The organism is Microbacterium sp. NPDC055903, assembly GCF_053615555.1.
Genome location: NZ_JBSHCA010000001.1, coordinates 1,795,040 through 1,821,384, shown reverse-complemented (window position 1 = coordinate 1,821,384; position 26,345 = coordinate 1,795,040). Strand labels below are relative to the sequence as shown.

The window sequence follows — 26,345 nt, the reverse complement described above, 5'->3', positions numbered from 1 at the left end:
CAGGCTCAAACCCGGATTACCGCGGCCCCTTCGCGTAGGCGAGCGTGATCGTCCAGTCGCCGTGCGACAGGTCGGCGATCTGATAGTGCACCCGCCTGTCCCTGAGCCACCCCGTGCTGCTCTCAGGATCGAGCAGGATGCGCTCGAGCTGGATGAGCGAGCCTCGCCCGTCGGCTTCGCGCACCGCGTGCACGCGCGTCCAGTGGTCGTGCAGCTCCTCGTCGCGGGTTTCGGGGAAGAGGTGCGAATGCCGGCGGATCTCGGCAAGCTCCGCCTCGTCCGAGACGGAGGGACGCAGGTCGAGGCCGAGCGGAACATGGAGGTCGGCGATGGCGACGACCGTCGCGTCCCCGTAGCTGGCGGCCTTGATCACCAGCGGCAGATGCTCCCCGTCGATGACCGAGCGCAGGTGCGATCGATGCCCGAACACGCCGGAGTCCTCGCGGCGGAGACGAATGTCCCTCAGCCCGACATCGCGTTGTGCGGCGAGCATCTCGCGCGTGACCAGGTGACGACGCCGATGCTCGCTCAGCTTGGCATCCACGCCGAGCCGCACCGCGATGCCCTCCGGCCCGTTCAGCGTCATCGTATTCATCGCATGCCTCCCCATCCTGTCTCGACCGACCTGTCGGGCGAGCCCACCCAGAAGAGGCAGGGTTGCCCACGGCCCGCGAGCGGCACCAGACTAGCGCAATGGGCGCAATCGAGAACTCGAAGGTCACCATCGTCGGAGCGGGCAGCGTGGGATCGAGCGCTGCATACGCCTGTCTCATCCGCGGATCGGCGCGACACGTCGCGCTGTACGACATCGCCACCGAACGGGTCGAGGCGGAGGTCCTCGACCTCGCGCACGGCGCGCAGTTCACGGGGGCGAGCGACATCGCGGGCGGCAGCGACATCTCTGTCGTCGCCGGATCCCACGTCGTCGTGATCACCGCCGGGGCGAAGCAGAAGCCGGGTCAGACCCGCATCGAGCTCGCCGCCGTGAACGCCGGCATCATCGCCGACATGATGCCGAAGCTGCTGTCGGTCGCACCCGATGCGATCTACGTGCTCGTCTCCAACCCCTGCGATGTGCTCACCGTGCTCGCGCAGGAGCAGTCCGGCCTCCCTGTGGAGCGGATCTTCGCATCCGGCACCGTGCTCGACACCTCGCGACTGCGGTGGAAGCTGGCGCAGCGCGCCGGGGTGTCCACCTCGAGCGTGCATGCGTACATCGTCGGGGAGCACGGCGACACCGAGTTCCCGCTGTGGTCGCGCGCCACGATCGGCACGGTGCCGATCCGCGAGTGGGTGAACCCCGACGGAAGCCGCTTCACCACCGAGGAGCTCGACGCCGTCGCGATCGATGTCCGCGATGCCGCCTACAAGGTCATCAAGGGCAAGGGCGCGACCAACTACGCCATCGGGCTGTCCGTCGCGCGCATCGTCGAGGCGATCCTGAACGACGAGCACGCGGTGATGCCGGTCAGCACCGTGCTGCATGGCCTCCACGGCGTCGAGGGCGTCGCCCTCTCCGTGCCGTCGATCGTCGACGTGAACGGGGCGCGTCCCGTCTCGGAGACGTCGTTCTCGGACGCGGAGCTCGAGCTCTTCCACCGTTCCGCCGAGGCGCTGAGCTCCGTCGCGGCGTCCCTGCGCTGAAGGCCCGCTCGCGGGCGGTGAGTGGGATCAGGCGGCGACCGGGAACATCAGCGAGAGCGCGAACACCCAGACGCACACGACGCCCAGCATCCCCAGGCTGTAGCCGATCGAGGCCCGCAGGATCTCGCCCTCGCGTCCGGTGAGCCCCACGGCGCCGGCCGCGATCGCGATGGACTGCGGCGAGACCACCTTGGCCACCGTGCCGCCCGCCGTGTTGGCGGCGACGAGGAGCGTCGGATCGACCCCGATGTTCTGCGCCGTCGAGGTCTGCAGGTGGGCGAACAGAGTGTTGTTGTTGACGACGGATCCGGTGATGAAGACCCCGAACCAGCCGATCACCGGTGCGAGCAGCGGGAAGACGACGCCCACCGCAGTGAGGGCGTTGGCGATGCTGGCGGAGCCGCCGGAGTAGTTGGCGATGTTGGCGATGACCAGCACCAAGGCGATGAGGATGATCGGCCGCCACAGGTCGTGCAGCGCGGCGCGCAGCTGCGCCCAGAGGTCGGAGGCTCGCAGCTGCGGCGTCGTCCAGAACGTGATGAGCACGGCGAGGAGGATCGCGGTTCCCGTCGCGTTGACCGGTGTGAAGGCCCAGGTCGTCGCGACGGGGTCGGATGCCCCTGGAGTCACCACGCCGGTGATGCCCGGGAGCGGAGCGGCGAACACGAGCCAGGAGAGCGCGCCGCCGTCGGCGAAGAGCGCCTTGAACCAGGGGATGCTCCACACGAAGACGACGCCGGTGAGGATGTAGAACGGGCTCCAGGCCACGACGACGTCGCCGAAGTCATGGTGCTCGGAGGCGGGGGCTTCGCCGCCGTCCTCGCGATAGACCCTGGACGGCTGCCAGACGCGTCCGATGGCGAAGATCACCACCATGCCGGCGAGCCCGGGCAGGATGTCGGCGAGTTCGGGGCCGAGGAAGATGAGGATGCCGGCCTGCGTCGCGCTGTAGACGAGGGTCGTCGCGAGGAGAATAGGCCAGGTCTCGCGCACGCCGCGCCAGCCGTCGAGGATCATCACGAGGATCACGGGGACGAGCAGGGTGAGCGCCTGGAGCACCATGACCATGTCGACGGTGAGGTCCGCGAGGGGCACCTCTCCGACCTGCGCCCCCACGACGACGGGGATGCCGATGGCGCCGTACGCCCCCGCGGCGACGTTGGCGACGAGGCAGAGCATGGCCGCCTTGATCGGCGCGAAGCCGAGTTGCACGAGGAGTGCGGCGCAGATGGCGATGGGCACGCCGAAGCCCGCCGCACCCTCGAGAAAAGCGCCGAAGCAGAAGCTGATGAGCAGCACCTGAATCCGCTGGTCAGGTGAGATCCCCGAGATGCTCGCCCTGACGACGTCGAAGCGTCCGCTGGCCACCGCGAGCTTGTAGAGCCACACCGCCATCACGATGATGAAGGCGATCGGCCAGATGGCGGTGAGCACCCCGAGGAGCCCCGCACCGGCGATCGAGGCGGCCGGCATCCCGAACGGCCAGACCGCGACGATGATCTGCAGCGCGGTCGCGATGAGCCCTGACGCGATGCCGCTGAGTTTGAACACCATCAGACAGAGCAGGAAGACGAGGATGGGCAGGACGGCGATGATGGCCGAGAGCCACGGCATGCCGGTCGGATCGATCTGCTGAGTCCACATCCGTCGCGCCTCCGTCGTCCAGCCGCTTCTTGGGGTGTCAGTCTGAATGGCCGGCGGCTCGATGCTCGCCTCGAATCGTTCGTCTGACGGGAGTCTGCCGCATCCAGTCACGGATGGGCAATGGTTCGGGCGGGAACGTCGCTATCCCGCCCGACTCGCGGCCTCGGCGCGCGCGTGCAACCGCCTCTGCTAACCGGCTGGGCGATTCACCGCGCGAGCAACCGCGGCACCCTCTCAGGCGCCGCGAACCATTCCGCGCTGAGTTCATGAGCCTTCGTGGCCTGGAGGGTGGCCTGCGCTGCAATCGCGTTGCCCTTGATCCGAACCCAGGCGGCAGTGGAGCGACCTTCGGCCTGCAGGTGTCGTATCGTCGGGACGAAGTGCTGGCTCGATCCCGGGGTCAATTGTCCGATGCGCTCATCGTCGATGCAGACCTCGACGATGTCTTTGGGAGCGCGTGCAGTACCTCCCTGGATGACCCGGAGAGTTCCGAGCACGACGCCGTCGCCGAGCGAACTCATGTACCGCGAAAGCACTCCCTGGTGGCGCTCTTCCCCTGTGACCTGTAGTGCGCTGCCCCACGGCAGGGTGCTGTGGTCTTCCAGCGGCGGGTCGTTGAGCGGGAGAAGGAGATGTGGCTCGTTGAGCGCCAGAGTCACCCGGGCGACGTACCTGAGCTTCTTGGAATCGTAGACAGTCCGCGCGGATACCCACACGCGCGCACGGGTCGCAGCGACGAAGCCGGCGTCCCAGACCCGAGAGATGACCGGACGATAGCGCACAGCATCCTCCTTCTCGAGGTAGCCGACGTGCTGACCGTTGATCTGGACCATGATCGCGTTGGAATCGTGGGGGTTGCTCGGCTCCGGCACGAGGGCAGCGACCAAGTCGGTCAGCTCGATCTCCTCATCTCGCTTCGGCTTGCGCGAGATCGCCCGGTGAATGCTGTCGACGCGAGCGAACTCGCCCGCCACCTCCGTGTTCGGGTAGCCGTCGGCACCGAGCAACAGATAGCCGCTACGCGTCCCTTGGTGGTGCGATGCTCCAGTCGACGCGGCGGATGCTTCAGCTGTCGATGCTGTTCGATTCGTCGGATGCAACGGATCAACTGCTTGCACGCCGTCGTCCGCGACCCAGTCCGTCCAGCGATGACCGTCCCAACACCGATACTGGTGTCGGCCCGCCGGATCGGCGTGCCAGGCGGCGGGAATCCCGCCCGGATGCTCCGTCATCTTTCCTCTTCCCCATGGCCCTGCTCGCAAACGACGTCGTCAGGAAGCGCACTTGACGACAACGTATCGCGAGGCGGGTCCTTGAGGCGGCTACCAGCGAAGCGCCACTGAAGCAGAAACTTGGCGGCGGACGGGGCGGTCGTCAGCTCAGCGCGTCGATGGCGGCGTCGATCCTGGCCTGCATCACGGCGATGGAGCGGGCGTCCGCGCCACGCGATTCGGCGAGTCTCGGCAGCGTAGGCAACACGGACTTCGTTCTCGCCAGGAACGCCTGTGCGTCCGGCTCCTTCACTCGGAACAGACGGAGCGCGTCGCGCGTCATGAACGATTCGAGCGTGAGCTCGTGGTTCCCGAACAGGGCGAGCTGGTGCGCATTGCCATCCCCGAGCGGTTCCGGGTTCACGTCGAAAGCGGGGGCGAGCATCCACGCGACACCTCGGCGAAGAAAGCCGTGGTTGCGGAGGTGGTCGTCGAGATTTCCGACGAGCACTCCGAAGACGGCCCGCCGCCAGAGCTCATTCGTATCGGCACCGGAGACCTGCGCGAAGTCGACGAGGTCGAGCCAATCGCCTCCTTCGCCGTCGATGGCTTCCAGCGCGGTCATGGCCGAAATGTAGGGGATGCGGGTGCCGCCGTCGGCACGATCGAAGCGTCGCAGGAACAGCACCGTGCGTTCGGTACCGTCGACCGGGATCCGCCGGGTCTCATGTGAAGCGACGTCGATGCCGACCGCGCCCATCGCGTCGTGCATGGCGGCTTCCCACGCCATCACGTTCCAGTCGTCTCCGACGGGTTTCGGGAACTTCGCCAGCCACAGGTCAGCGCCGATCCGGACGTTCGCCTTGGGCCGCGCACCGCCCAGCGATCCGGTCGCACGGAACAGACGCCGCACGGCCACGTCGTCGATGTCCGTATCGCCCCGCTCCACCTGGTCGGCGACTCTGATGATCTCAGCTAGGTCCGCATCCACGGGCACGCCCTCACCGGCGGCGATCGCGACGCCGTTCTCCCAGAAGCGCGTCGCGCCCTGGCGCCCCTCGTCGTTCACACCGAACATCAGTGTGAGCTCATCCAATCGCCGGCCGGCCGCCCTGTTCTGGACCTTTCGACCCCAGGTATCCGGTGCCGAGTCGCCAAACGGGTTGACCGGTCGCAACGATTGCGCTCCGGGGTACAGTCCCAGACCTGGTGTCAGCGCGAAGGCCTCCCGCATCCTCAGATAGTTGGAGTCGTACTCGAACGAACCCGACGTGCGGGTCCGGTAGATCCGCCCGGCGAGCACCTCGGTGCGCCCCACCACGGTTGAGACCTCGTAGACGTCAGCCATCGCCGCGCACCCTCACCCGCTCCGGCAGCTTCTCGTCCGCGAGGAGTCGACCGCGCTCTGTGGCGAATGGGTCCGTGGCGGCGACGACCGCATCCATGAGTCCGAGTACGCGCATCACCCGCAGCGTGATCTCCAGTGTCGTGCCCTCACCGTTCTCCAGCTTGCTGATCGTCGGCGGTGTCGTTCCGGCACGTTCCGCGACCATCTTCGCGGTCAACCCCAGCAGCTTTCGCTGGTTCGCAAGATTCTTCCCGATCTCACGCAGGGAGCGCTTCACGGGGATCGGCGTCATGGACATAACGCCATTTTAGATCAATGAATGTTTTCTTTAAAGCCGCTCAAGTAAACAATCATTTATGTAAAGCTCGCTTCGACAAAGCCCATGCCCGCACCGAGAACATGTATCACCCGCTTCCGAGGCAATGACGAAGGCCCCGCATCCCAGTCGTTTCAACGGGAGGCGGGGCCTTCGTGGTGGCGGTGACGGTGGGATTTGAACCCACGGTAGGGGGTTACCCTACACAACTTTTCGAGAGTTGCACCTTCGGCCGCTCGGACACGTCACCGCGGATCAGTTTACGCGAGACGCGGCATCCGCGCGAATCGAGCAACAGGCGCGCCTCAGACCGCCTCCACCTCGAGGACGAGCGCCGACGCCGGCGCCAGCAGCGGCACCCGCACACCCACGGCGCCGAGCAGCGCCCCCGGCAGGACGCAGCTCCCGTCCGCGATCCACGGCACGGGCTTCGCATCCAGGAACTTCCGCGTCGTCAGCGCCGGGACCGCGCTGATGCGGTACTCCGCCTCGGGGTCGAGGCCTGGCAGCCGCAGCGCGGGAGGCACCGCCCACTCCCCCGTCGACTCGCGGGTCAGCCGGAACAGGCCGTGACGGCGATCGGGCGAGACGGCACCGGTCAGCACCTGTCCGTCGTCATCGCCGTCCCCGTGCACGAGGTCACCGGTGTGCATCAGGTGCCGCAACCTCTTGTACTCGACGATCCAGTCCTTCAGCTCCGCGCGGTCGTCGGCGTCGAGACGGGTGATGTCGGTCTCGATCCCCGCATGCGCGAAGAGGGTGGCGGCGATCCGGAACCGCAGGTCGGTCGTCCGCTGCGTCGTGTGCGCCCTCGCCGGCCCGACGTGGCTCCCGATAAGCTCCGGCGGCAGGAGCAGCTCGGTCCAGCGCTGGATGCGTGTGCGCTCCAGCGGATCGTTCGTGTCCGAGGCCCAGATGCGATCCGTGCGCTCCAGGATGCCGAGGTCCACGCGAGCCCCTCCCGACGAGCACGACTCGATCTCGACCCCGGGATGCCTCCGGCGCAGCTCGTCGAGCAGGGCGTAGACGGCGCGCGTCTGCGCATCCACCCCTGCACGTCCCGCGTGCACGGCTTCCAGCAGATCGCGGTTGTGATCCCACTTCAGATACTCGATCGGGTACTCGCTCAGCAGCGCATCAAGGCGCTCCAGCAGATACCCCGCTACCTCGGGCCGAGCGACGTCGAGCACGAACTGATTGCGCCACGAGCGTGTATCCCGCCCCGGCATCCGCAGCATCCAGTCCGGATGGGCTGCGGCGAGCTCCGAATCCGGGTTGACCATCTCGGGCTCGACCCACAGACCGAACCCCATGCCGAGCTCACGCACATGATCCACGATCGGATGCAGGCCATCCAGCCACACCGAACCATCCACATGCCAGTCCCCGAGGCCTGCGGTATCGCTGCGGCGACCGAGGAACCAGCCGTCGTCCAGCACGAATCGTTCGACGCCGACCTCGGCTGCCACGTCGGCGAGGGCGGTCAGCGGCGCGAGCGTGTGATCGAAGTACACCGCCTCCCACGTGTTCAGCACGACCGGTCGAGGCGACGACGGATGCTGTGCACGAGCCCGCAGCGAGCGGTGCAGCCGCCGGGACAGCCCGTCCAGCCCCGCATCGCTCCAGACGAAGACCGCGGCCGGCGCGGCGAAGGACTCCCCGGGGGCGAGCACGATCTCATCCGGGCGCAGCAGTTCACCGGCGCCCAGGACGCTGCGCCCCTCGGGCAGCCGGTCGGTGCGGTAGACGGCGTCCCCGCTCCAGGCCAGGTGCACCGCCCACAACTCGCCGGCACGGTCTCCGAAACCGGGGGTGCCTGCGACGGCGAGCGTCGGTGCGTCATGCCCGGTGCGGCCTCGGCGCGACTCGCGCAGATGCGTCCCCATCGCGACCGGTCGACGCTGCGGCGAGCGCTCGCGCGTCCACCTCCCTGTGAAGTCGAGCAGCTCCCGCGCACGGGCCGGCACCGGCAGCGTGGCGTCGAGCGCGGCGACGCCCAGCGGCGCATCGCCGTCGTTCGTCAGGCGGTGATCGACGCGCAGCACACCGGCGGCGTCGAACCGCAGCGCACTGTGCAGTGTCAGCCCCTCTGCCGTCGCGACGATCGAGAACCCCTGCTCGTCTTCCGCCACCGAATCGACGATCCAGTCCGGGTAGAGGGGAGCGCCGGCCACCGCACCGGACAGCGCGGGGCGACCCTCCCATCCATCGCGCTCCGTCGGCAGGATCGTCAGCGGCCATGCCGCATCGAGCGCGCTGGCAGGGATCTGCCGCTCGTTCGTGCGATCGAGCTCCGCGAGCGCCACGTCCGAGACGTCGCCGACATCAGATCCCCAGTGCAGGACCTCGGGCAGACCGCGCTCCCGGAAGACGACGATCAGCGCCGTGTCTGCGGCATGGAACCGGCGAATGGTTGGCATGAAGAATCCTCCGTCACGACGACGTCGTCGTCGTCCAGACAAGCGTGGCGCGAGGAGCTTACTTTGTCAATTGTTGAAACAAAGACTCATGTCAACATCTCGCGGATCGCGATCCCCGCGCCCGCCCTCGCCCACTGCGAGAAGTCCCACGCCCGCACCTCGAGGTTGACTTCCGCGGCGTCCTTGTCGAGTCTCTCGGCCAGGGATGCGCGCAGGGCGTCACCCCCCAGCTCATAGACGGCGATGCCGTCTCCGGTGAGCACCACCTTCTTCGGATCCACGAGATTCACGACCGCCGCGATGAGCGCTCCCAACGCTCGCCCCGCATCGGCGAAGGCCGCCTGCGCGATCGCATCGCCGGACCGCGCCGACTCGACGGCCTCGGCGTACTCGTCCTCGGTGCGCCGCACCGCGTTGCTGATCGCCGCGTTCACCAGCATGCTCGATACGCATCCGCGATGCTTGAGACCGCAGTACGGTCCCGCCTCGTCGACGATCATATGGCTCACCTGACCGGCACGCGCGTGGGCGCCATCGACGACCCGACCCCCCACGACCAGGCCGCATCCGATGCCGACCCCGACCGTGATCAGCGCCATGTCGTCGATGCCCGCACCGGCGCCGAACCAGTGCTCGGTCGCCGTGAGCGCCTGCACATCGTTCTCGACCGCGCACGGGAGCCCGATCGCCTCGGTCACCATGGATCCGAGCGGCACATCCGTCCAGTCGAGGAAGGCCGACCGCTCGACGACGGCACCATCAGGCCCCTGGCTGGCACGCCCCGCCAGGGCGATGCCGGCCGCCGACAGGTCATGTCCCGCCTCGACGAAGCCCTGCGCGACGGACGCGATCTGACGCACGACGTCTGCCGGATCAGCCGACACGATGGGCTGCTCCTCGGTGGCGACGATCTGCGCCGACAGATCCGTGACCACGCCGTACAGCCGGTCACCGGTGAGCTTGATCCCCAGGAAATGCAGCGCCTCCGGCCGGACGGAGAGCATCTCGGAAGGACGGCCGGTCTGACCGACCAGGCGGATCTCCCCCTCGGCGAGGAACCCGCCGTCGACGAGCTGGCGCGTGATGCGGGTGAGGCTCGCCCTGGAGAGCGCCAGGCGCCGCGCGATCTCTGCGCGCGGCAGTTCCCCGTGGATGAGAACCTCCAACAGGGCCGCACGCATGGGCGCGGGCATCTCGGGCATCTTTGTCACCTCAATAAACATAGTGGCTTGCGCGGCTGCGGTCACGCTTGCAAGGATTTCACCACACCCCCGCGCGAAGGAGCGTTCATCCATGACCACCGACCAGCCCCGCATCGTCTGGGACACACCGGGACTCTCGCTGGTCCTCGCCGCGCCAGAGGACGGCCCGGTCTCTGTGCTCGCGGTGCGTCCGGCCGGTTCGGCCGCACCGGTGCCTGCGCTGCCGGAAGGACACGGCGAGCAGCCCCTGGTGGAGCTCTCCGCCTTCGGGCACGGCCGCTTCCCCGGCAGCTACCGCCACGTCGACACGATCATCGGCCGCGACCTGCGGTTCGCCTCCGAGGCCAGAGACGAGCAGGGCGGCTGGCATCGCCTGCGGATCCTCCAAGAGGATGCCCGGCGCGGCATCCGCGTCACGAGCATCTTCGAGGCCCACGGGTCCACCGCAGCCCTTCGCACCTGGACAGAGGCGACAGTGGACACCGACCTCGTGATCGACGCGGTGTCGAGCTTCGCGACAGGTTCCTTCCTCGCCGATGCGGGCGCGACGTCCGTCGACGCGTTCGCCCTCGCGCACGCCGACAACGATTGGATCGCCGAGAACCGGTGGAAGGTCGAGCCGCTGCGCGCCGCAGGTCTCGTGGACGTCGGGAGGCATGCCCACCATCACCAGCCGCCGCGCACCCGCATCGCCCTCGGCAACCGGGGCTCCTGGTCCAGCGGCGAGAAGGTGCCGGTCGCGGCCCTCACGGCGACGACCGCGGCGGGTCCGTACGCGATCGCCTGGCAGGTCGAGCACAACGGCCCATGGCTCGCCGAGCTCGGCGAGAACGGTCGCGGCGCCTACCTGCTGCTGTCCGGTCCCACCGACCAGGAGCACCAGTGGAGCGTTCGACTGCAGGGCGGGGAGACGTTCCGCTCCATCCCCGTCTCGATCGCCGTCGCCCTCGGCGACGAGACGGATGCGCTGCGCGCCCTCACCGACCACCGCCGTGCCATCCGGCATCCCCGGGCCGCCGACGATGCGCTGCCCGTCGTGTTCAACGACTACATGAACACCCTCATGGGCGATCCGACCACCGAGAAGCTGCGCCCGCTCATCGATGCCGCCGCCGAGGCCGGCGCGGACTACTTCTGCATCGACGCCGGCTGGTACGCCGACGGCCACTGGTGGGACGGCGTGGGGGCCTGGGAGCCGTCATCGGTACGCTTCCCTGGCGGCATCACAGAGGTCACCGAGTACATCCGCGCACGCGGGCTGACCCCCGGGCTCTGGCTGGAGCCCGAGGTCATCGGCATCCGCTCCCCGCTGGCCGAGCAGCTGCCTGATGAGGCGTTCTTCCAGCGCCAGGGCGTGCGCATCGCCGAGCACGGCAGGCACCTGCTCGATCTGCGTCACCCCGCCGCCCGCGCGCATCTGGATGCCGTCGTCGACCGGCTCGTCGGCGAGTACGGCATCGGCTTCATCAAGATGGACGAGAACACCATGACGGGGCCGGGGAGCGATCTCGGCGGGCTCGCCCCCGGCCAGGGGCATCTCGAGCACGCCAGGGCCCTGCTGGCCTGGATCGACGGCGTGCAGAGCAGGCATCCGGACCTCCTCATAGAGAACTGCTCCTCCGGCGCGATGCGCATGGACTACGCGCTGCTCTCGCGGCTTCACATGCAGTCGACCTCCGACCAGCAGGACCCGATCGCCTACGCCTCGATCGCCGCCGGGGCGCCGGCCGCGATCCTGCCGGAGCAGGCGGGCAACTGGGCCTATCCGCAGACCGGGATGAGCGCAGAGGCCCGCACCTTCGCGCTCGTCAACGGCATCCTCGGCCGCATGTACCTCTCCGGGTACCTCAACCGCATGACCGAGGTGGAGGTGGATGCAGTGCGCGCCGCGGTCGCGGCGCAGAAGACCGTCCTCGCCGGCGTCCGCAGCCGCCGCCCCGTCTGGCCGCTCGGGCTGCCCGCCTGGGAGGCGGACTGGGTCTCGCTCGGCCTGCACGACGACGACGCGGCGCACGCGTACGTCTCGGTATGGCGTCGATCAGGAGTGGCGACGGCATCCCTGCATCTGCCATGGGCGCAGGGCAGGGAGCTCGCCGTCAGCGCCTTCTTCCCCGCCGACGCCGGTTCCTGGTCATGGAGATGGGATGCCTCGACCGGCATCCTCGTGACCACCGCGCCGACCGATGAGCCGAGCGCCCGCACGTTCGAGGTGCGAGCGCTGTAGGACGAAGCGGGAGGGCCGCCCTGGCCGCCCTCCCGCTTCCTTTCTCAGGCGTCTGCCGTCTTCGCCCGCTCCCACTCACCGGTGAAGTGGTTGAAGCAGACGGAGTTGTCCAGCTTCGCGCGATCCGGAGCCTTCTCGCCGCTGACGATCTTGCCGATGCGCTCGGGGTCGGGTGCCGCCATCGCCAGCAGCCGCGTGTAATCGTGATGCGGATCGAGGATCACCGCGTCCGCCGGGCCACGCTCGACGACACGGCCCTTGTAGAGCACGAGGATCTCATCCGAGAAGTGCCTCGCGGTCGCGAGGTCGTGCGTGATGTAGAGCACCGCGAGGTCGTCCTCGCGCTGCAGCCGCCCGAGCAGATTGAGCACGCCGAGGCGGATCGACACATCCAGCATCGACACCGGCTCATCGGCCAGCACCACCTGAGCGCCGGGCGCGAGAGCGCGGGCGATCGCGACGCGCTGGCGCTGGCCGCCGGAGAGCTCATGCGGCCGCCGGTGCGCGAAGGACTCGTCCAGGTTCACGCGCTCCAGCATCTCGACGACCCGCTCATAGGTCTCCTGCGCCCCGCGGGTGCGCTTGTGGATGCGCAGCGGACGGGCGATGTGGTGCTCGATGGAGTGGAACGGATTGAGCGAGGCGAACGGATCCTGGAAGACCATCTGCACGTGGCTGCGGTACTCGCGCGCCGATACGGCGCGTCCATCCAGCTGCGTGACCTCGATCGTCCCCGACGTCGGCCGCTCGAGCCTGGAGAGGATGCGGGCGATCGTCGACTTCCCCGATCCGGACTCGCCCACCAGGGCGACGGTGCGGCCGGGGACGAGCTCGAAGGAGACGTTGTCGACGGCGCGGAACCGATTGTGGCGCAGCCCCTTGCGGACGCTGAACTCCTTGACGAGGTCGGTGACCTTCACACCGGTCATGACCGGGCCTCCTCGGTGTCGGTATCGGAATCGGTGTCGGTGTCGGTGGCTTCCGTGTCGGTGACCTCCGTGTCGATGCCGGTGCGGATGAACGACCCCCGCGAGCCGCTCAGGCTCGGGAAGGAGCCGAGGAGCTTGCGGGTGTACTCGTGATGCGGATCCCGGTACATCTCGTCCGCCGAGCGCAGCTCGACGATCTCGCCCTGCAGCATCACCGCGATGCGGTCGCTGATCTCCAGCAGCAGCGGCAGGTCGTGCGTGATGAAGATCACGGCGAAGCCGAGCTCGTCGCGAAGGCGAACGATCTCTCGCAGGATGTCGCGCTGCACGACCACGTCCAGCGCGGTGGTCGGCTCGTCCATGATCATGATCTTCGGCTCGAGGATCATCGCCATCGCGATCATCACGCGCTGCCTCATGCCGCCGGACAGCTCATGCGGATAGGACGTCAGTCGAGCAGGATCCACCCCGACGCGGCTGAGCACGTCGGCCGCACGCGCCCGGCGTTCGGCGCGGGACATCTGCGGACGGTGCGCCTGCAGGACATCCTCCAGCTGGACCCGGATGCTCGTCACGGGGTTGAGCGCGTTCATCGCCCCCTGGAAGACCATGGACAGCTCGGACCACCGGAACGCCCTCAGCCGCTCCTCGCCGAGCTCCAGCAGGTCGACGTCCTCGTCGCGACCGTGGAAGACGATGCTGCCGGTCGCGATCCGTGCCGGCGGCTTGTGCAGCCGGTTGATGGCGTAGGCCAGCGTCGTCTTGCCGCAGCCGGACTCACCGGCCAGCCCGAGGATCTCGCCCGCGGCGAGCTCGAAGGAGGCGTTCCTCACGGCCGTGACCGGGGTGTCGACCTCGTAGACCACGGTGAGATCGGAGACCGACAGCACCGGTCGGCGCTCCTGGATGACAGCAGCCATCAGGCACGCTCCTTCCTGCGCGATGCGCGGCGCTCGCGACGCTCTGCCCGCGCATGCAGGCGCACGTTCTTGAGCTTGGGGTTGATGATCTCGTCGATGGAGAAGTTGACCAGCGACAGGCCCATGCCGAACAGGGCGATGAGCAGCCCTGGTGGGATGAACCACCACCAGGCTCCGAGCGGCAGGGCGAAGCCGTTCTGCGCGTAGAACAGCATCGTGCCGAGCGTCGAGGCGTTGGATGCCCCGAGCCCGAGGAACGACAGCCCCGCCTCTCCGAGGATCGCGGCGATGACGGCGAAGACGAACTGGGAAGCGAGCACCGGAAGCAGGTTCGGCAGGATCTCCACGACGATGACGCGCCACGCCCGCTCTCCCGCGACGCGGTTCGCCGCGACGTAATCCCGGCTGCGGATGGACAGGGTCTGCGCGCGGAGCACCCGCGCCGACCCCGCCCAGCTGGTGATCGCCAGGACGACCGCGATGGTCCACAGGCCACGGGCCTCGGCAGGCACGAAACCGGAGATGACGATGACGAGCGGAAGGCCGGGGATCACGAGGAACACGTTCGACAGCAGAGAGAACGCCTCGTCGGCGAAGCCGCCGATGTATGCGCCGAGGATCCCGAAGAACGCCGACAGCACGGTGGCGAGGACGCCGACGATGATGCCGATCTCGAGCGAGCCTCGCGTCGCGTAGGCCAGCTGGGCGAGCACATCCTGACCGGTCTGCGTCGTGCCGAGGAGATGTTCGGCCGACGGCGGCGTCAGCCCGATGTTGCTGATGGCGGCCGGATCTCCGACGAAGAACGGGCCGATCAGCCCGAACAGCGCGATGGCTCCGATGAGGATCAGGCCGGTGGCGAGCCACGGCGTCATCGTCGGGAGCATCTGGCGCAGTGCGGAGCGCGAACGCCGGCGCGCGCCTCCGCGCTGCCTGGTGATGATGAGCGCGGTGCCTTCGGCGACCGATGGCTCCGTGTTGGGGGCGATGTTGGTCATGGCGATCAGCTCCGTGCCCGCGTGCGGGGATCGATGAGGCCGTAGAAGAGGTCGACGATGAAGTTCGCGCCGAGCACCGCCAGGGTGATGAACAGGAACAGCCCCTGCATCAGCGCGTAGTCGTTGTTGGTGACCGCGGACAGCAGCTTCGACCCGATCCCCGGATACGAGAACACCTGCTCGGTCACGACCGAGCCCGAGACGACGAAGCCGAGCGAGATGGCGAAGCCCGCGATGGAGGGCAGCACCGCGTTGCGTGCCGCGTACCCGCGCAGGATCGTCCCGTTCGACAGCCCCTTCGCGTGCGCGGTGAGGATGTAGTCCTCCGACAGCGTCGACACCATCATGTTGCGCATGCCGAGCAGCCATCCGCCGAGGGAGGCGATGACGATCGTGAGAGCGGGAAGGAACCCGTAGTAGAGGGCCGACTGGATGAACTCCGCGTTCCAGCCGGGGTCGAGGACCACGTCGTAGCCGCCCTGCGAGGGGAACCAGCCGAGCTGCGTGGAGAGGAAGTACACCAGGATCAGCGCGAGCCAGAAGTACGGCACGGCGGCGAGCAGCGTCGTCGCGGGCACGAGGGAATCCAGCCAGGTGCCCGGCTTCCACCCCACCAGCGCGCCCAGGGTGATGCCGATGAGGAACGACAGCACGGTCGCGATGCCGATGAGCATGATCGTCCAGGGCAGCGAAGTCGCGATGACCTCGGTGACCGGGGCGGGGAAGTACGTCACCGACACCCCGAGATCGCCTTTGAAGACGTTCACGAGGTAGTTGCCGTACTGCGCGATCAGCGGTTGAGAGGAGTCCCCACCGAGGAGGAGTTCATAGGCCTGCCTGGTCTCCGCCGTCACCGTACCGCCGCGCTGCTGGAGCTTGGCGAGCAGGATGTCGACGGGGTTGCCCGGCAGCAGGCGCGGAATCAGGAAGTTGAGCGTCAGCGCCGCCCACAGGGCGACGATGTAGAAGCCCACTTTTCGCAGGTAATAGTTCACCGGTCCTGGCCTTCCGTTCTCTTGAACTCCTCCTCGGTCATGGTCACTCGCCCGTAGGCGTCAGCGCCTTGAAGATCTGGGCGTTGTCCGGAGAGGCCCAGATGGCGGGGAAGGCGTAGAGGTTGTCGAGCGTCGGCCAGCCCGTGAACTTCTCGGCGTTGAACTCGCTTGTGGTGCCACCGGTGAGGATCGGGATGTACGGCATCTCCTCGACGATCGCCGCCTGGATGATGTCGAACTGCGCCTGACGTGCGGCCGTGTCGTCCGGGTTCGTCCGCTTCAGCACGGCGAGGGCCTCATCGACCGCGGGGTCGCTGAACCGCGACACGTTCACGGGAGCGGCCTCCCCGACCTTGGCGGTGTTGGCCGTCGAGAAGTTGTTGTTGTAGAGGTAGTACGGATCGCTCGCGGCCCCCTGGCCGAGCGAGTCGATCGCGAGCTGGTAGGTGCCCTTGCTCTTCTTGTCTGTCCACTCGTTCCACGAGGACTGCGCCGCGGTGACGCCGATGCCCGCCGCCTTCAGCTGCTGCGCCATGGTGTCGATGGCCGTGATGTAGTCGGTCCAGCCGGTGACGACCTCGATGGTGAGCGTGAGCGGCTGGCCGTCCTTGGCGTAGATGCCGTCGGCGCCCTTCTCGTATCCGGCGCCGGTGAGCAGCTCGTCGACCTTGTCGAGGTCCGGTGCGCTCGGCACGGTGGTCTCCTCGATCGCGTCGGAGATGTACTCCTCCTGCGCGGGGAGCAGCGCGAAGGTGGGCGACATGTCGCTCGCGGTGTTCTGGAACGCCAGCGAGTTCACCTGCGGCCGGTCGATCGCGTAGTAGATGGCCTTGCGGACGGCGGGATCGGTCTGCGGGCCGGTGCAGCCGAGGTCGGCGTTCGAGCAGGTCAGCAGCGCCATCTGGTTCATGCCGATGGTGATCGCCTCGTAGCCGGGGTAGTTCTTGGAGACGTTCTCGATGTCGGGGACAGGGCCCGTCTGCCAGTCGATCGTGCCGGCCGCGAGGGCGTCGACACCTGCCGTGTTGCCGGACAGCGACAGGTAGCGGATGTTCTCGACCTTCGGGGCGCCGTCCCAGTAGTCCTCGTTCGCGGCGAGGGTGAACGCCTGCGGCTTGAAGTTGTCGAGCACGTAGGGACCGGTGCCGACGGGCTCGGCCACGACATCGGCGACCGGGTCGATCTCGCTCCAGATGTGCTCGGGGACGATGAACGTCTTGCCGAGGACCTCAGGGCCGGTCACGAACGCCGGCTCGGGGAACGCGATGCTCACGTGCGTGTCGTCGACCTTCGTGATCTCGCCCTGGAAGCCGCCGGTGTTGATGGCCGGGGTGTCCTTGATGAGCTGGAAGGTGAAGACGACGTCGTCGGCGGTGAAGGGCTCGCCGTCCGACCAGGAGACGTCGTCGCGCAGTGTGATGTCCAGCTGCGTGCCGTCCTCGTTCCACGTGTACTCGGTGCCGAGCAGCGGCGTGAACGCCTCCGTGTTGACGTTGGTGACGAAGAACAGCGACTCGTAGATGGTGCCGAGGCCGCCGATCTTGGTCGGCGAGTACGGGTTGAAGTTGATCTGGTAGTCGCCGGCCTGTCCGGTGAAGCCGATGAGCGTGCTGGCGTCGCCGGACGCCCCGCTCGAACCGCCGGATTCGCCGCCAGGGGCGCATCCGGTCAGAACCAGCCCGAGCGCCGCGGTGCCTGCGGCGAGGGCGAGCGTCGCGCGTCGCGCGCGTGGTGAGCCAAGAAGCATCGGTGATCCTTTCCTCACGCCACGGCGTCATCACCGTCGGCGTCGCGTTCCCTGCGCTGTTGCAGGGGCGGGGAGTTCGCTCTCCCCGCACCGGTCATTGTTACGCACTGAAACGAACTCCGTCAAGAGCCTTTGTCACAATTGAAACTAAGTTGCACCCTGGGTCGGCCGGAGACGACGAGAGCGCGCCCGCCGACCGAGGTCGACGGGCGCGCTCTCCCTGTGCAGACGATCAGGCCTGCAGGTCTCCCGCGTGACGCAGCACCAGCGCGCCGAGGAACGCGCTCGGATCGACATCGGCCGGGGCACCCGTCACGACGAAGACGTGCTCCTCCCCCGGCAGCAGCGACACCAGACCGCTGTCGACAGCGGCATCCGCGTGACCGCGATCGGCGAGCACGAAAGCATCCCGCACGTACGCGGAGGCCGAGATCCGCACGTGGATATCGGCACCGACGCGCGTCGCCCCGGTGGTGAACGGCGCCCTGTCCAGTCGCTGGTCCACGACCTCGGCGAAGTCGTGGATGGTGCGCGCGAAGCCAGGAGCATCCACGACGAGAACCTCGCCGGAGGCATCCGCCGCCGCCCGCAGCCCCTCGGGAAGCGCGAGCGTCTGCTCGCCGCGCGCGGGAAGGTCCGCCGCGATCGACGCCTCGGCCAGCACCGTGCCGTCGAACGCCAGACGACGAACGGCGACCTCGCCGGCCCAGGGCTCGTCGTGGTCGTTCAGCAGCACAGCGGCCAGGACGCCGTCACGGGGCTGCACGGTGATGAACCGCGGCTCGTACACGGCCTTGAGCGCGTACCAGAGCGGCTTCCGGCGCTCCTCGAAGTCGACCGCGGCCCAGGAGATGACGGGCCAGTCGTCGTTGAGCTGCCACACGATCGAACCCGTGTTGTAGGGGGCGAGCGAACGGAAGTGGGAGATGCCGAAGCGCACGGCCGCCGCCTGGTTCAGCTGGGTCGCCCAGTGCCAGTCATCGATCGTCGCCGGCTTCGGCAGGTGCGGCAGATACCCGCGCTCGAGCTTGAGGTTGCCCTCGTGCGCCTTCTGATGCACGAGCATCTGCTCGCCGTAGGGCTCGAGCGGACTGTCATGCACGGCACCGACCAGCGTCGTCCACGCCGGCGGCCCCTGGAAGCCGAACTCGGCGACGAAGCGCGGGTTCCACTCAGTGTAGGCGGTGTAGTCCTTCTGGTTCCAGACGTCCCAGATGTGCACCGTCCCATGGGTGTCGAGGTTGGGACTGACGTACGAGGAGAACGAGTAGGGGCTGCCCGCGGAGTAGAAGCGGGTCGGGTCGAGCTCGGCCAGCAGGCGGGGGAACAGCCGCCGGTAGTACCCCTCTCCCCACGTCTTGCCGCCCAGGCGCGGCCGCCATCCCCAGTCGGTGTAGCCGACGATGTTCTCGTTGTTGCCGTTCCAGATCGCCAAAGACGGGTGACCCGAGAGGCGGGTGATCGCCTCGCGCGCCTCGGCCTCCACCTCGACGGCGAGCCACTCCTCCTCCGCGTAGGCGGCGCACGCGAACAGGAAGTCCTGCTGGACGAGCACCCCCTGCTCGTCGCAGATCTCGTAGAAGTCGTCGGCCTCGTAGATCCCGCCGCCCCACACGCGCAGCAGGTTCATGTTCGCCTCGGTCGCATCCGCGATACGGCGCGCGTAGCGATCGCGATCGACCTCGGTGGTGAACGCGTGGTCAGGGATCCAGTTGGCGCCGCGGATCTGCACGAGTCGGCCGTTCACGTGCACCGCGTACGGGCTGCCGTGCTCGTCGGGCGCGATGTCGACGCGGATCGTGCGGAAGCCGACGCGCCCCGCCCAGGAATCGATCGTCGAGCCGCCGCCCTGGCCGACGCTCACGGCGACGTCGTACAGCGGCTGGGCGCCATGGCTGCGCGGCCACCACAGCTGAGCATCCGGCACCTCGACGCGCACGGATGCGGCCGTCTCATGCGCGGGGATCTCGACCGCGCCGACACGTCCGTCCACCTCGACCTGCACGGTCACCGGGCCCGCCTTCAGCCCGTCTGCGCGCTCGATCGCCACATGCGCGTTCAGGATGCCCGTGGTCCCGTCCACATCGACGAGCGGCCGGACGGACGCGATCCGCACCCCGGACCACGTCTCGAGACGAATCGGCTTCCAGATCCCGGATGCGGCGACGTCGATGCCCCAGTCCCACCCGAAGCTGCTGGCCATCTTGCGGAGGGCGTTGTAGGCATGGTGGTTGGTGTGCGGACGAGGATCGTGCTCCTCGGATCGCGCGAGGGCGGCCGGCACCGGGGCGGCGAAGTCGATGCGCAGCTCGTTGCGCCCGTCGACGAGCGCGGCGCCGACGTCGAAGCGGTAGGAGCGGTGCTGGTTCTGGGTGCGGCCCACCTCCACGCCGTTCAGGGTGACCGTCGCGATCGTGTCGAGCCCGTCCGCGACCAGGTCCCGGCGCTCGGAGCCGTCCTCGTGCCATTCGAAGCTCGTCGTGAACGACCAGTCGACATCGCCGATCCACTGCTGATCCGTCTCGTTCGCGCCGTCGAACGGTTCGGCGATGAGACCCTCACGGTGCAGATCGAGGTGCACGGCGCCCGGCACTCGGGCGGGGATCGCCACGCCTGCGACGCCATCCGGAGCCGGTCCTGAGACGGCGGTGACGGTCCAGTTCTCGGACAGTTCGATGACGGCCATGCGGCTCCTTCGCCTTGGGCACCCACGGACCAGGTGCGCTACTTAGTTCCAAAATCTAACAAACAGGACGCCCGAGCGGAACCCCCGGGCGCGCACTCACCAGGCAGCGGCGACCTCTGCGTGGGTCTGGAGGATCCCCTCCGTCGTCCCCTCCGGCGCACGGCCGATGCCGCATTCCGTGGCCACGCCGAACGTCGACACGAAGCGCTGCGCCACGGCGATGCGCCGCTGCGCACCGGCCACTGCGTCCTCGCGGTGCACGAGTCCGATGTACAGCTCGCCGGCATAGGACAGGTCTGCCAGCGGGGCGAAATACGCCTCGTCGTCGCGCTCGATCGGCACCGGCAGGTGCAGCCAGGTGACGGGGCGTGCGGATGCGGCGATCACGGCGTTCGCATAGCGGACGAGGGTCGCCGTATCCGTCGGCTCGAAGAAGTGCTTCTCCGCGACGTCGCCGTAGCAGAGGTGGATGCCCACCTCGACGTCGGCGGGAACGGCATCCACGAACGCCGCGAGCCGCTCGACGAGGCCGGGGAACGGATCGCCCTCCCACCACACGTCCATCACGCGCCCGAAGGCGGGAGCGGCCTCGATGACGCCCATCTCGCTGGCGACGTCCCACTGGATCGCGAGGTCGGCGTGCGGGATGGTGGCGAGGATCTCCTCGACCTCGCCGAGCAGTGCCGCGGTGTACACCGGGTCGATCCTCGCCCGGTCCTCGCCGAAGAAGAACGACGAGACCACGGCGACGGTGGTCGGCAACGACACCTGGAAGCGGATGCCCGCGGGGATCGCTCCCTCGGCCCTCAGCCGGGTGAACACCGCATACGACTCGATCGCCGCCGCCGCGTAGCCGAGCGGCGGGAGCTGGATGCTCGCGGCATCCACCCCCTCGGCGATCCGCAGCGGCCGCGCGTCGAGCCCGGCCTTGAACGGGATGGGCTCGTCGCCGATCCGCTCGATCCCCTCGGCCTGCCCGAGGACGTCCGGCTGGAACATGATCCAGTGGAATCGCTTGCCGACCTCGCCGTCGGGGATGCGCCGGAGGCGATCGCCCAGGAGCGATGCGGCGACCCGCATGGTCTTCTCTGCGTCGTCGTAGTTCACACTGCCCACGAGGAGGGCGCCCTGCGGCTCGGTCATGCCTCCAGGCTATCGGCGCAGGTTATGTCCGGCCGAGGCCTCTGCCGATGTCCGCGCCGCTGGTTAGGATGTCCTAAACGGATGCTCGACAGGAGGGTTCATGGACTTCGTCACCTCATCCGCCCTGCAGGAGACGGGCTATGTCGTCCTCGACCGCGACGAGCGGTCGATCGACCCCGCCGAGTGGCGGGAGCTGGAGTACGTCGGATGGCGCTCGTCCGGAGTCACCCGGTTCGCGCCGCTGGCCAGCTATGCCGGCGATCTCGAGTGCAACGGCTTCTGGAACCACACCCCGCCGCGCACCGACAAGGACGGCGTCTGGGTCAGCATCCACGCCGAGAAGGCCCCGACGCTCGTGGCCCGCGCGACCGAGCCCGGCGCGAACATCGGCCGCTGCCGGGTCATCGAGCTGCAGCCCAACACCTATGCCGACGCGATCTACAACCTCCACCAGGACGACAACAACCGCCTGAACGAGGAGGGCACCGGCTGGGTGATCCGCGGCTTCCTCAACCTCACCGACGACGCCGACTCGCTGCTCATCCTCCGTGAGGACCGCTTCGACCCGGCCACCGAGGTGCGCCTGCCCCTGCCTGCCGGCTCGCGGATCCTCGTCGACACCCAGCGCTTCTGGCACGCCGTCTGGCATCGCGGCGACGCCCCGCGCTATGCGCTCATCACCTCGTGGACGTCGGGGCCAGAGCTCGACGCCTTCATCGCCCTGCACCACGGCGACGCCTACCCGGCGAACATCCCGCTCGCGCAGCAGACGATCGACGATGCGCAGGTCGAGCTGCACCGCCGCATCGAGGAGCGCCGCCGCGCGTTCGAGGCGGCGGGCATCACGATGCAGCCGCGCGCCTCGCTCTACGGCTGAGCCGTCAGGCCGGGCTCAGGGCGAGCCGCACCGTGCACTCCTCGGGCCGCTCGGCCGCCAGCACGCAGGCGGCGACGAGCGGCCCTCCGGACTCCGCGAGGACGCCCTGCATGAGCCCCAGATGCACGGCGCACAGCACCTCGCGGTGCTCGGAACGCCCCGCCGCGTGCGGGCAGGGCGTGAGGTCGACGGTGAGGGCGGCATCATCGACGACGGGTTCGAAGCCGCTCTCCTCGAGGTGCTCGACGAGTGCGTCGAGCTGGTGCGTGGCCTGCGCGCCGAGGTCGGATGCCGCAGCGGGCATCACCCGGCGCAGCAGGTCGCCCCGCTTCGCGGCCGCGGTGACCTTGGCCTTCGCGACAGGACTCGATGCTCCAGGCGCACCGGTCGCCGCGCTGTACAGCGTGCGGGGCCGACCGCGCGTGGTGCGCCGCTCGACCTCCGCGATCACGTAGCCGCCGTCGATCAGACGCTGCAGGTGCTCCCGCACGGTGTTCGGATGCAGTCCGGTCGCCTCGCACAGCTCCTGGATCGACCGGCCGGCGCGCGACTGCACCAGGTGCAGGATCTGCACCCGGGAGTAGCTCGAGATCGGCCCGTACGCGGGCCTGCCGATGGCCATGCACCCATGATCGCCGATGCACCTGAACGCCAACCTCCCGCAGGGCCGTGAATAACCATGGTGGTGTCGGATGCCGCGACTAGCCTGGCTTCATGGCCAAGACCCGCACCGCTCCCCCCGCCTTCGTCTGCACGGAGTGCGGGTGGACGGCCGCGAAGTGGGTCGGGCGCTGCGGGGAGTGCCAGCAGTGGGGCACCGTCATCGAGCAGACAGCGTCCGTCGGCATCGCGCGGCCGCAGGTGACGGCGCTCGCGCCGTCGGTGGGCGCACGCCCGATCACGCAGATCTCGACGGCAGAGGCCCCCCGCCGCACGAGCGGCGTCGGCGAGTTCGACCGCGTGCTCGGCGGCGGCGTCGTGCCCGGCGCGGCGATCCTCCTCAGCGGAGAACCCGGCGTCGGCAAGTCGACGCTGCTGCTCGAGGTCGCCGCCGCCACCGCACGCGCGGGGCGGCGCGTGCTCTACGCCAGCGCGGAGGAGTCGCCCGGCCAGGTGCGGCTGCGGGCCGAACGCACCGGGGCGCTGCACGACGACCTCTATCTCGCCAGCGAGACCGACCTCGCCACGATCCTCGGGCACATCGACGAGGTGCAGCCGGAGCTCGTCATCGTCGACTCGGTGCAGACCGTCGCCTCGGGGCTCATCGACGGAGCGGCCGGGCAGCCGAGCCAGGTGCGCGAGGTCGCGGCGACGCTCATCCGCATCGCGAAGGAGCGCGATCTGCCGATCGTCCTCGTCGGGCACGTCACGAAGGACGGCCAAGTCGCCGGACCTCGGGTGCTCGAGCACCTCGTCGACGTCGTCTGCCACTTCGAGGGCGACCGCCAGACCTCCCTGCGCTTCGTGCGCGCGCTGAAGAACAGATTCGGGCCTACCGATGAGGTCGGCTGCTTCGAGATGGCCGGGCACGGCATCGTCGAGGTGCCCGACCCATCCGGCCTCTTCCTGTCTCAGGGCACCCCGGAGCCCGGCACCTGCGTCGCGATCGCCATGGAGGGCCGCAGGGCCCTCCCCGTCGAGGTTCAGGCGCTGACCATCCAGGCCTCCGGCCCGAACCCGCGCCGCATCGTGCACGGGCTCGACGCCTCGCGGGTCGCGATGGTGCTCGCGGTGCTGGAGCGACGGGCGGGTGTGAAGGTCAGCGACCAGGACGTCTACGTCTCCACGGTCGGCGGCGTGCGGTTCACCGAGCCTGCCGCAGATCTCGCCATCGCGATCGCCGTCGCGGGATCGGTGCAGCATCAGTCCGTGCCGCGCACGATCGCCGTGGTGGGCGAGCTGAGCCTCGCCGGTGAGGTGCGCCCTGTCACCCAGGCGACCCAGCGACGCAGCGAGGCCGCGCGCCTCGGCTATGCGCAGGTCGTGGATGAGCGCTCCGGAACGCTCAAGGCCGCCCTCGACGATGTGCGATCTCGGGGCCGCCGCGCTCCGCGCGGTACCGACATCCCTCCGTTCTGAGCGCTCGCCGTCCGGTCATCGAACAGCGAGGCCGGAGGCATCCGCTCAGCGCGCGATGTCGAGCGCCTTCAGCAGCTCGGCAGGAGGGGCCTGCATGGGATGCGGACCCGCGATGTCGAGGAACACCGTGGTGATGGCGTCCGCGTGCTTCGTCAGGAAGCCGCGCAGCCAGTCGGCGGAGTAGATGCCCACACCGGGCGGAAGGTTTGCCGGCTTGTTCTTGGCGTCGCTGAATAGCAGCAGCGCGACGTCGCCGGAGTTCGGGTCCCGATAGGTCCACACCTCGCCGCTGTCGAGCGGATTGTCGCGCGCACCAGGGCTGATGAGCGGAACGACGGTCGTGCCGTTGCGCAGGGCGAGCGCGACGGCCGCCATGTCCTGCTTCTCGAGGGCCAGGGCGAGCGCCTCCGAACGGAAGTCCTCCGGAGCCGGCTTCGCGGTCTTCTTACGTGCCATGCATCCAGCCTAGAGAAAGGGCGGACCCTCTCGAGTACTCCATTGGGGACTGGGGAACTCGAGAGGGTCCTGCGGCTCTCCTCCGGCGAATGTCGAAGCGCTGGGGACGCTGAAGTCGACGCCACTGGGGATGGCATTTCTCACCGATTAGCCCGGAGAACCACTTTCAATGGTATCCCAAAACGGACGCCCTGTCAGCATGCGTCAGGAGAGGATGAACTGCCGCGTCGCCGTACTGTCGAAGCCGCCGATCGAGACGGCCACGTGATACGAGGCGCCACCACCCGGCGCGCGGGGACGGTTCTCCTGGTCGCAGGAGTCCACGCTCGACCGCGTACGGTCCCAGACCACCGGCTCGGCACTGGTGACGGTCTCGCCGGCCTTGAGGGTGGCGAACTGGTCGCTGGGGTTCTCCTGACAGTCGGTCGAGCGCCACCAGGTGTCCTCGCCGCTGGTGATGACGAACTGCTGCGTCGTCGTGCCCACGTTGATCGTGCAATCGGACGAGCCGGTGTTCGTCAACGAGATCGACAGCTCGGGCAGCGCACCTTCTGCGTACGACTCTGCGTCCGTGACAGCCTCGACGAGGATGTCCGATGCCTCGCAGGCGACGACGCCGGGGCTCTCCGAGGCATTCGGCGTCGGAGCATCCGTCGTCGGCGTCCCCGAGGGGGTGGGGGTGTCGACGGAGGTGCTCGTCGGGGTCGCCGTCGGCTCCGCGGCCTCCCATGGCCTGGCGATGAGCAGCCACACCGCCGCGGCGACGAGCGCGAGCACGAGCAGCGCGGCGAGCGCGACGACGAGGCGTCGGCGTCGATAGACCGCGGCGGACTGTCGCGCCGCCATCAGATCACCTTCATCATCCGGGTGTTGCCGAGGGTGTTCGGCTTGACGTGCGCGAGGTCGAGGAACTCCGCGACACCCTCATCGGGGCTGCGCAGCAGCTGCGAGTAGACGTCGGGATCGACCACCTGCTCGCCGATCGGGGAGAAGCCGCGACGGGTGAAGAAGTCGACCTCGAAGGTGAGGCAGAACAGCCGGCTCAGCCCGAGCTCGACGGCGCGCGCCTCGAGAGCGTCGACGATCGCGCGGCCGACGCCATGATGCAGCCAGTCCTCGCGCACGAGCAGGGTGCGGACCTCACCGAGGTCCTCCCACATCACGTGCAGGGCGCCGCAGCCGATCAGCTCGCCCTCGTGCTCGGCGACGACGAACTCCTGCGTCGCGCCGTACAGCACGGCCAGGTCCTTTCCGAGCAGGATGCGTCGCTCGACCATCGGCTCCAGGAGCCGGTGGATGCCGAGGACGTCGGCGCTGCGCGCGGGGCGGACGGTGTAGCTCACGGCATCCAGCCTAGAACTCGCACCCCTGCACTGCCTGGACGCCGCGACGGAGGCGCGGGCATCCGGTTGTGTACCCGCCGCCGCGATAGCCGGTCGAGCGAGCCGGATCCCGGGCGCATGCGGCGCGCCGCCGCGCACCGCGCAAGGACACGCCGCGCGAGCG

22 protein-coding genes and 1 tRNA gene are annotated in these 26,345 nt (G+C 68.7%); 4 read left to right on the top strand and 19 right to left on the bottom strand.

Annotated elements, in window-relative coordinates; translation table 11 throughout:
- Positions 1-16: 16 nt before the first annotated feature.
- Entirely contained in the window at positions 17-595 is a 579-nt protein-coding gene (locus tag ACWGJP_RS08345) for a hypothetical protein (RefSeq protein WP_452329292.1), read from the bottom strand.
- A gap of 98 nt (positions 596-693) precedes the next feature.
- On the opposite strand from ACWGJP_RS08345, the gene ACWGJP_RS08340 reads away from it, so the two are divergent.
- On the top strand, positions 694-1,644 hold the full coding sequence (locus ACWGJP_RS08340) for an L-lactate dehydrogenase (protein ID WP_452329291.1): 951 nt from the start codon (positions 694-696) through the stop codon (positions 1,642-1,644).
- 27 nt (positions 1,645-1,671) lie between these two features.
- On the opposite strand, the gene ACWGJP_RS08335 is transcribed toward ACWGJP_RS08340, so the two are convergent.
- The 7 genes from ACWGJP_RS08335 to ACWGJP_RS08305 form a co-directional block, all read right to left on the bottom strand.
- On the bottom strand, positions 1,672-3,288 hold the full coding sequence (locus tag ACWGJP_RS08335; protein ID WP_452329290.1) for an L-lactate permease: 1,617 nt from the start codon (positions 3,286-3,288) through the stop codon (positions 1,672-1,674).
- A gap of 206 nt (positions 3,289-3,494) precedes the next feature.
- Positions 3,495-4,520: an HIRAN domain-containing protein gene (locus ACWGJP_RS08330; protein ID WP_452329289.1), complete on the bottom strand. Its 1,026-nt coding sequence runs from the start codon at positions 4,518-4,520 to the stop codon at positions 3,495-3,497.
- 142 nt (positions 4,521-4,662) lie between these two features.
- Positions 4,663-5,847, bottom strand: a complete 1,185-nt coding sequence (locus tag ACWGJP_RS08325; protein WP_452329288.1) for a type II toxin-antitoxin system HipA family toxin — start codon at positions 5,845-5,847, stop codon at positions 4,663-4,665.
- A complete protein-coding gene (locus ACWGJP_RS08320; RefSeq protein ID WP_452329287.1) occupies positions 5,840-6,145 on the bottom strand; it encodes a helix-turn-helix domain-containing protein in 306 nt (101 codons plus the stop codon). Before ACWGJP_RS08320 ends, ACWGJP_RS08325 begins: the two co-directional genes overlap by 8 nt.
- Positions 6,146-6,322: 177 nt before the next feature.
- Positions 6,323-6,413 (bottom strand) — tRNA-Ser (locus ACWGJP_RS08315).
- Positions 6,414-6,468: 55 nt separating this feature from the next.
- A complete protein-coding gene (locus tag ACWGJP_RS08310; RefSeq protein WP_452329286.1) occupies positions 6,469-8,583 on the bottom strand; it encodes an alpha-galactosidase in 2,115 nt (704 codons plus the stop codon).
- Positions 8,584-8,669: 86 nt separating this feature from the next.
- Complete coding sequence (locus ACWGJP_RS08305; protein ID WP_452329285.1) at positions 8,670-9,785, bottom strand: ROK family protein; 1,116 nt, start codon at positions 9,783-9,785, stop codon at positions 8,670-8,672.
- A 91-nt stretch (positions 9,786-9,876) separates the two neighbouring features.
- Here ACWGJP_RS08305 and ACWGJP_RS08300 point away from each other — a divergent pair, with 91 nt between their 5' ends.
- Entirely contained in the window at positions 9,877-12,009 is a 2,133-nt protein-coding gene (locus tag ACWGJP_RS08300; RefSeq protein ID WP_452329284.1) for a glycoside hydrolase family 36 protein, read from the top strand.
- A gap of 44 nt (positions 12,010-12,053) precedes the next feature.
- Here the strand turns inward: ACWGJP_RS08300 and ACWGJP_RS08295 are convergent, their stop codons facing one another.
- The 7 genes from ACWGJP_RS08295 to ACWGJP_RS08265 form a co-directional block, all read right to left on the bottom strand.
- The gene (locus ACWGJP_RS08295) at positions 12,054-12,938 is read right to left on the bottom strand and encodes an ABC transporter ATP-binding protein (RefSeq protein WP_452329283.1); all 885 of its coding nucleotides are present in this window, start codon (positions 12,936-12,938) and stop codon (positions 12,054-12,056) included.
- The gene (locus ACWGJP_RS08290; protein ID WP_452329282.1) at positions 12,935-13,858 is read right to left on the bottom strand and encodes an ABC transporter ATP-binding protein; all 924 of its coding nucleotides are present in this window, start codon (positions 13,856-13,858) and stop codon (positions 12,935-12,937) included. Before ACWGJP_RS08290 ends, ACWGJP_RS08295 begins: the two co-directional genes overlap by 4 nt.
- Entirely contained in the window at positions 13,858-14,856 is a 999-nt protein-coding gene (locus tag ACWGJP_RS08285; protein ID WP_452329281.1) for an ABC transporter permease, read from the bottom strand. The genes ACWGJP_RS08290 and ACWGJP_RS08285 overlap by 1 nt, the downstream gene beginning before the upstream one ends.
- Before the next feature lie 5 nt (positions 14,857-14,861).
- On the bottom strand, positions 14,862-15,851 hold the full coding sequence (locus tag ACWGJP_RS08280; protein ID WP_452329280.1) for an ABC transporter permease: 990 nt from the start codon (positions 15,849-15,851) through the stop codon (positions 14,862-14,864).
- Positions 15,852-15,894: 43 nt separating this feature from the next.
- A complete protein-coding gene (locus ACWGJP_RS08275) occupies positions 15,895-17,598 on the bottom strand; it encodes an ABC transporter substrate-binding protein (protein ID WP_452329279.1) in 1,704 nt (567 codons plus the stop codon).
- A gap of 232 nt (positions 17,599-17,830) precedes the next feature.
- Entirely contained in the window at positions 17,831-20,284 is a 2,454-nt protein-coding gene (locus tag ACWGJP_RS08270; RefSeq protein ID WP_452329278.1) for a glycoside hydrolase family 2 protein, read from the bottom strand.
- A 96-nt stretch (positions 20,285-20,380) separates the two neighbouring features.
- Entirely contained in the window at positions 20,381-21,427 is a 1,047-nt protein-coding gene (locus tag ACWGJP_RS08265) for a hypothetical protein (protein WP_452329277.1), read from the bottom strand.
- 100 nt (positions 21,428-21,527) lie between these two features.
- On the opposite strand from ACWGJP_RS08265, the gene ACWGJP_RS08260 reads away from it, so the two are divergent.
- Positions 21,528-22,304 carry a hypothetical protein gene (locus ACWGJP_RS08260; RefSeq protein ID WP_452329276.1) on the top strand — a complete coding sequence of 259 codons (777 nt, stop codon included), beginning with the start codon at positions 21,528-21,530 and terminating at the stop codon, positions 22,302-22,304.
- Between the two features lie 4 nt (positions 22,305-22,308).
- Here ACWGJP_RS08260 and ACWGJP_RS08255 read toward each other — a convergent pair whose 3' ends face one another.
- A complete protein-coding gene (locus tag ACWGJP_RS08255; RefSeq protein WP_452329275.1) occupies positions 22,309-22,926 on the bottom strand; it encodes a winged helix-turn-helix transcriptional regulator in 618 nt (205 codons plus the stop codon).
- Between the two features lie 92 nt (positions 22,927-23,018).
- Between ACWGJP_RS08255 and radA the strand changes: the two genes are divergently transcribed.
- The gene (gene radA / locus ACWGJP_RS08250) at positions 23,019-24,383 is read left to right on the top strand and encodes a DNA repair protein RadA (protein ID WP_452329274.1); all 1,365 of its coding nucleotides are present in this window, start codon (positions 23,019-23,021) and stop codon (positions 24,381-24,383) included.
- A 45-nt stretch (positions 24,384-24,428) separates the two neighbouring features.
- Here the strand turns inward: radA and ACWGJP_RS08245 are convergent, their stop codons facing one another.
- The 3 genes from ACWGJP_RS08245 to ACWGJP_RS08235 form a co-directional block, all read right to left on the bottom strand.
- Positions 24,429-24,839, bottom strand: a complete 411-nt coding sequence (locus tag ACWGJP_RS08245; protein ID WP_452329273.1) for a dehydrogenase — start codon at positions 24,837-24,839, stop codon at positions 24,429-24,431.
- 204 nt (positions 24,840-25,043) lie between these two features.
- Positions 25,044-25,685 (bottom strand): hypothetical protein, encoded by a 642-nt coding sequence (locus ACWGJP_RS08240; protein WP_452329272.1) that lies wholly within the window; start codon positions 25,683-25,685, stop codon positions 25,044-25,046.
- Complete coding sequence (locus ACWGJP_RS08235; protein ID WP_452329271.1) at positions 25,685-26,182, bottom strand: amino-acid N-acetyltransferase; 498 nt, start codon at positions 26,180-26,182, stop codon at positions 25,685-25,687. Before ACWGJP_RS08235 ends, ACWGJP_RS08240 begins: the two co-directional genes overlap by 1 nt.
- Positions 26,183-26,345: the final 163 nt, after the last annotated feature.

Bases quoted from the DNA above. Each gene is read 5' to 3' on its own strand.
- ACWGJP_RS08345 (WP_452329292.1), bottom strand. From the start codon at position 595: ATGAATACGATGACGCTGAACGGGCCGGAGGGCATCGCGGTGCGGCTC.
- ACWGJP_RS08340 (WP_452329291.1), top strand. From the start codon at position 694: ATGGGCGCAATCGAGAACTCGAAGGTCACCATCGTCGGAGCGGGCAGC.
- ACWGJP_RS08335 (WP_452329290.1), bottom strand. From the start codon at position 3,288: ATGTGGACTCAGCAGATCGATCCGACCGGCATGCCGTGGCTCTCGGCC.
- ACWGJP_RS08330 (WP_452329289.1), bottom strand. From the start codon at position 4,520: ATGACGGAGCATCCGGGCGGGATTCCCGCCGCCTGGCACGCCGATCCG.
- ACWGJP_RS08325 (WP_452329288.1), bottom strand. From the start codon at position 5,847: ATGGCTGACGTCTACGAGGTCTCAACCGTGGTGGGGCGCACCGAGGTG.
- ACWGJP_RS08320 (WP_452329287.1), bottom strand. From the start codon at position 6,145: ATGTCCATGACGCCGATCCCCGTGAAGCGCTCCCTGCGTGAGATCGGG.
- ACWGJP_RS08310 (WP_452329286.1), bottom strand. From the start codon at position 8,583: ATGCCAACCATTCGCCGGTTCCATGCCGCAGACACGGCGCTGATCGTC.
- ACWGJP_RS08305 (WP_452329285.1), bottom strand. From the start codon at position 9,785: ATGCCCGAGATGCCCGCGCCCATGCGTGCGGCCCTGTTGGAGGTTCTC.
- ACWGJP_RS08300 (WP_452329284.1), top strand. From the start codon at position 9,877: ATGACCACCGACCAGCCCCGCATCGTCTGGGACACACCGGGACTCTCG.
- ACWGJP_RS08295 (WP_452329283.1), bottom strand. From the start codon at position 12,938: ATGACCGGTGTGAAGGTCACCGACCTCGTCAAGGAGTTCAGCGTCCGC.
- ACWGJP_RS08290 (WP_452329282.1), bottom strand. From the start codon at position 13,858: ATGGCTGCTGTCATCCAGGAGCGCCGACCGGTGCTGTCGGTCTCCGAT.
- ACWGJP_RS08285 (WP_452329281.1), bottom strand. From the start codon at position 14,856: ATGACCAACATCGCCCCCAACACGGAGCCATCGGTCGCCGAAGGCACC.
- ACWGJP_RS08275 (WP_452329279.1), bottom strand. From the start codon at position 17,598: ATGCTTCTTGGCTCACCACGCGCGCGACGCGCGACGCTCGCCCTCGCC.
- ACWGJP_RS08270 (WP_452329278.1), bottom strand. From the start codon at position 20,284: ATGGCCGTCATCGAACTGTCCGAGAACTGGACCGTCACCGCCGTCTCA.
- ACWGJP_RS08265 (WP_452329277.1), bottom strand. From the start codon at position 21,427: ATGACCGAGCCGCAGGGCGCCCTCCTCGTGGGCAGTGTGAACTACGAC.
- ACWGJP_RS08260 (WP_452329276.1), top strand. From the start codon at position 21,528: ATGGACTTCGTCACCTCATCCGCCCTGCAGGAGACGGGCTATGTCGTC.
- ACWGJP_RS08255 (WP_452329275.1), bottom strand. From the start codon at position 22,926: ATGGCCATCGGCAGGCCCGCGTACGGGCCGATCTCGAGCTACTCCCGG.
- radA (WP_452329274.1), top strand. From the start codon at position 23,019: ATGGCCAAGACCCGCACCGCTCCCCCCGCCTTCGTCTGCACGGAGTGC.
- ACWGJP_RS08245 (WP_452329273.1), bottom strand. From the start codon at position 24,839: ATGGCACGTAAGAAGACCGCGAAGCCGGCTCCGGAGGACTTCCGTTCG.
- ACWGJP_RS08240 (WP_452329272.1), bottom strand. From the start codon at position 25,685: ATGGCGGCGCGACAGTCCGCCGCGGTCTATCGACGCCGACGCCTCGTC.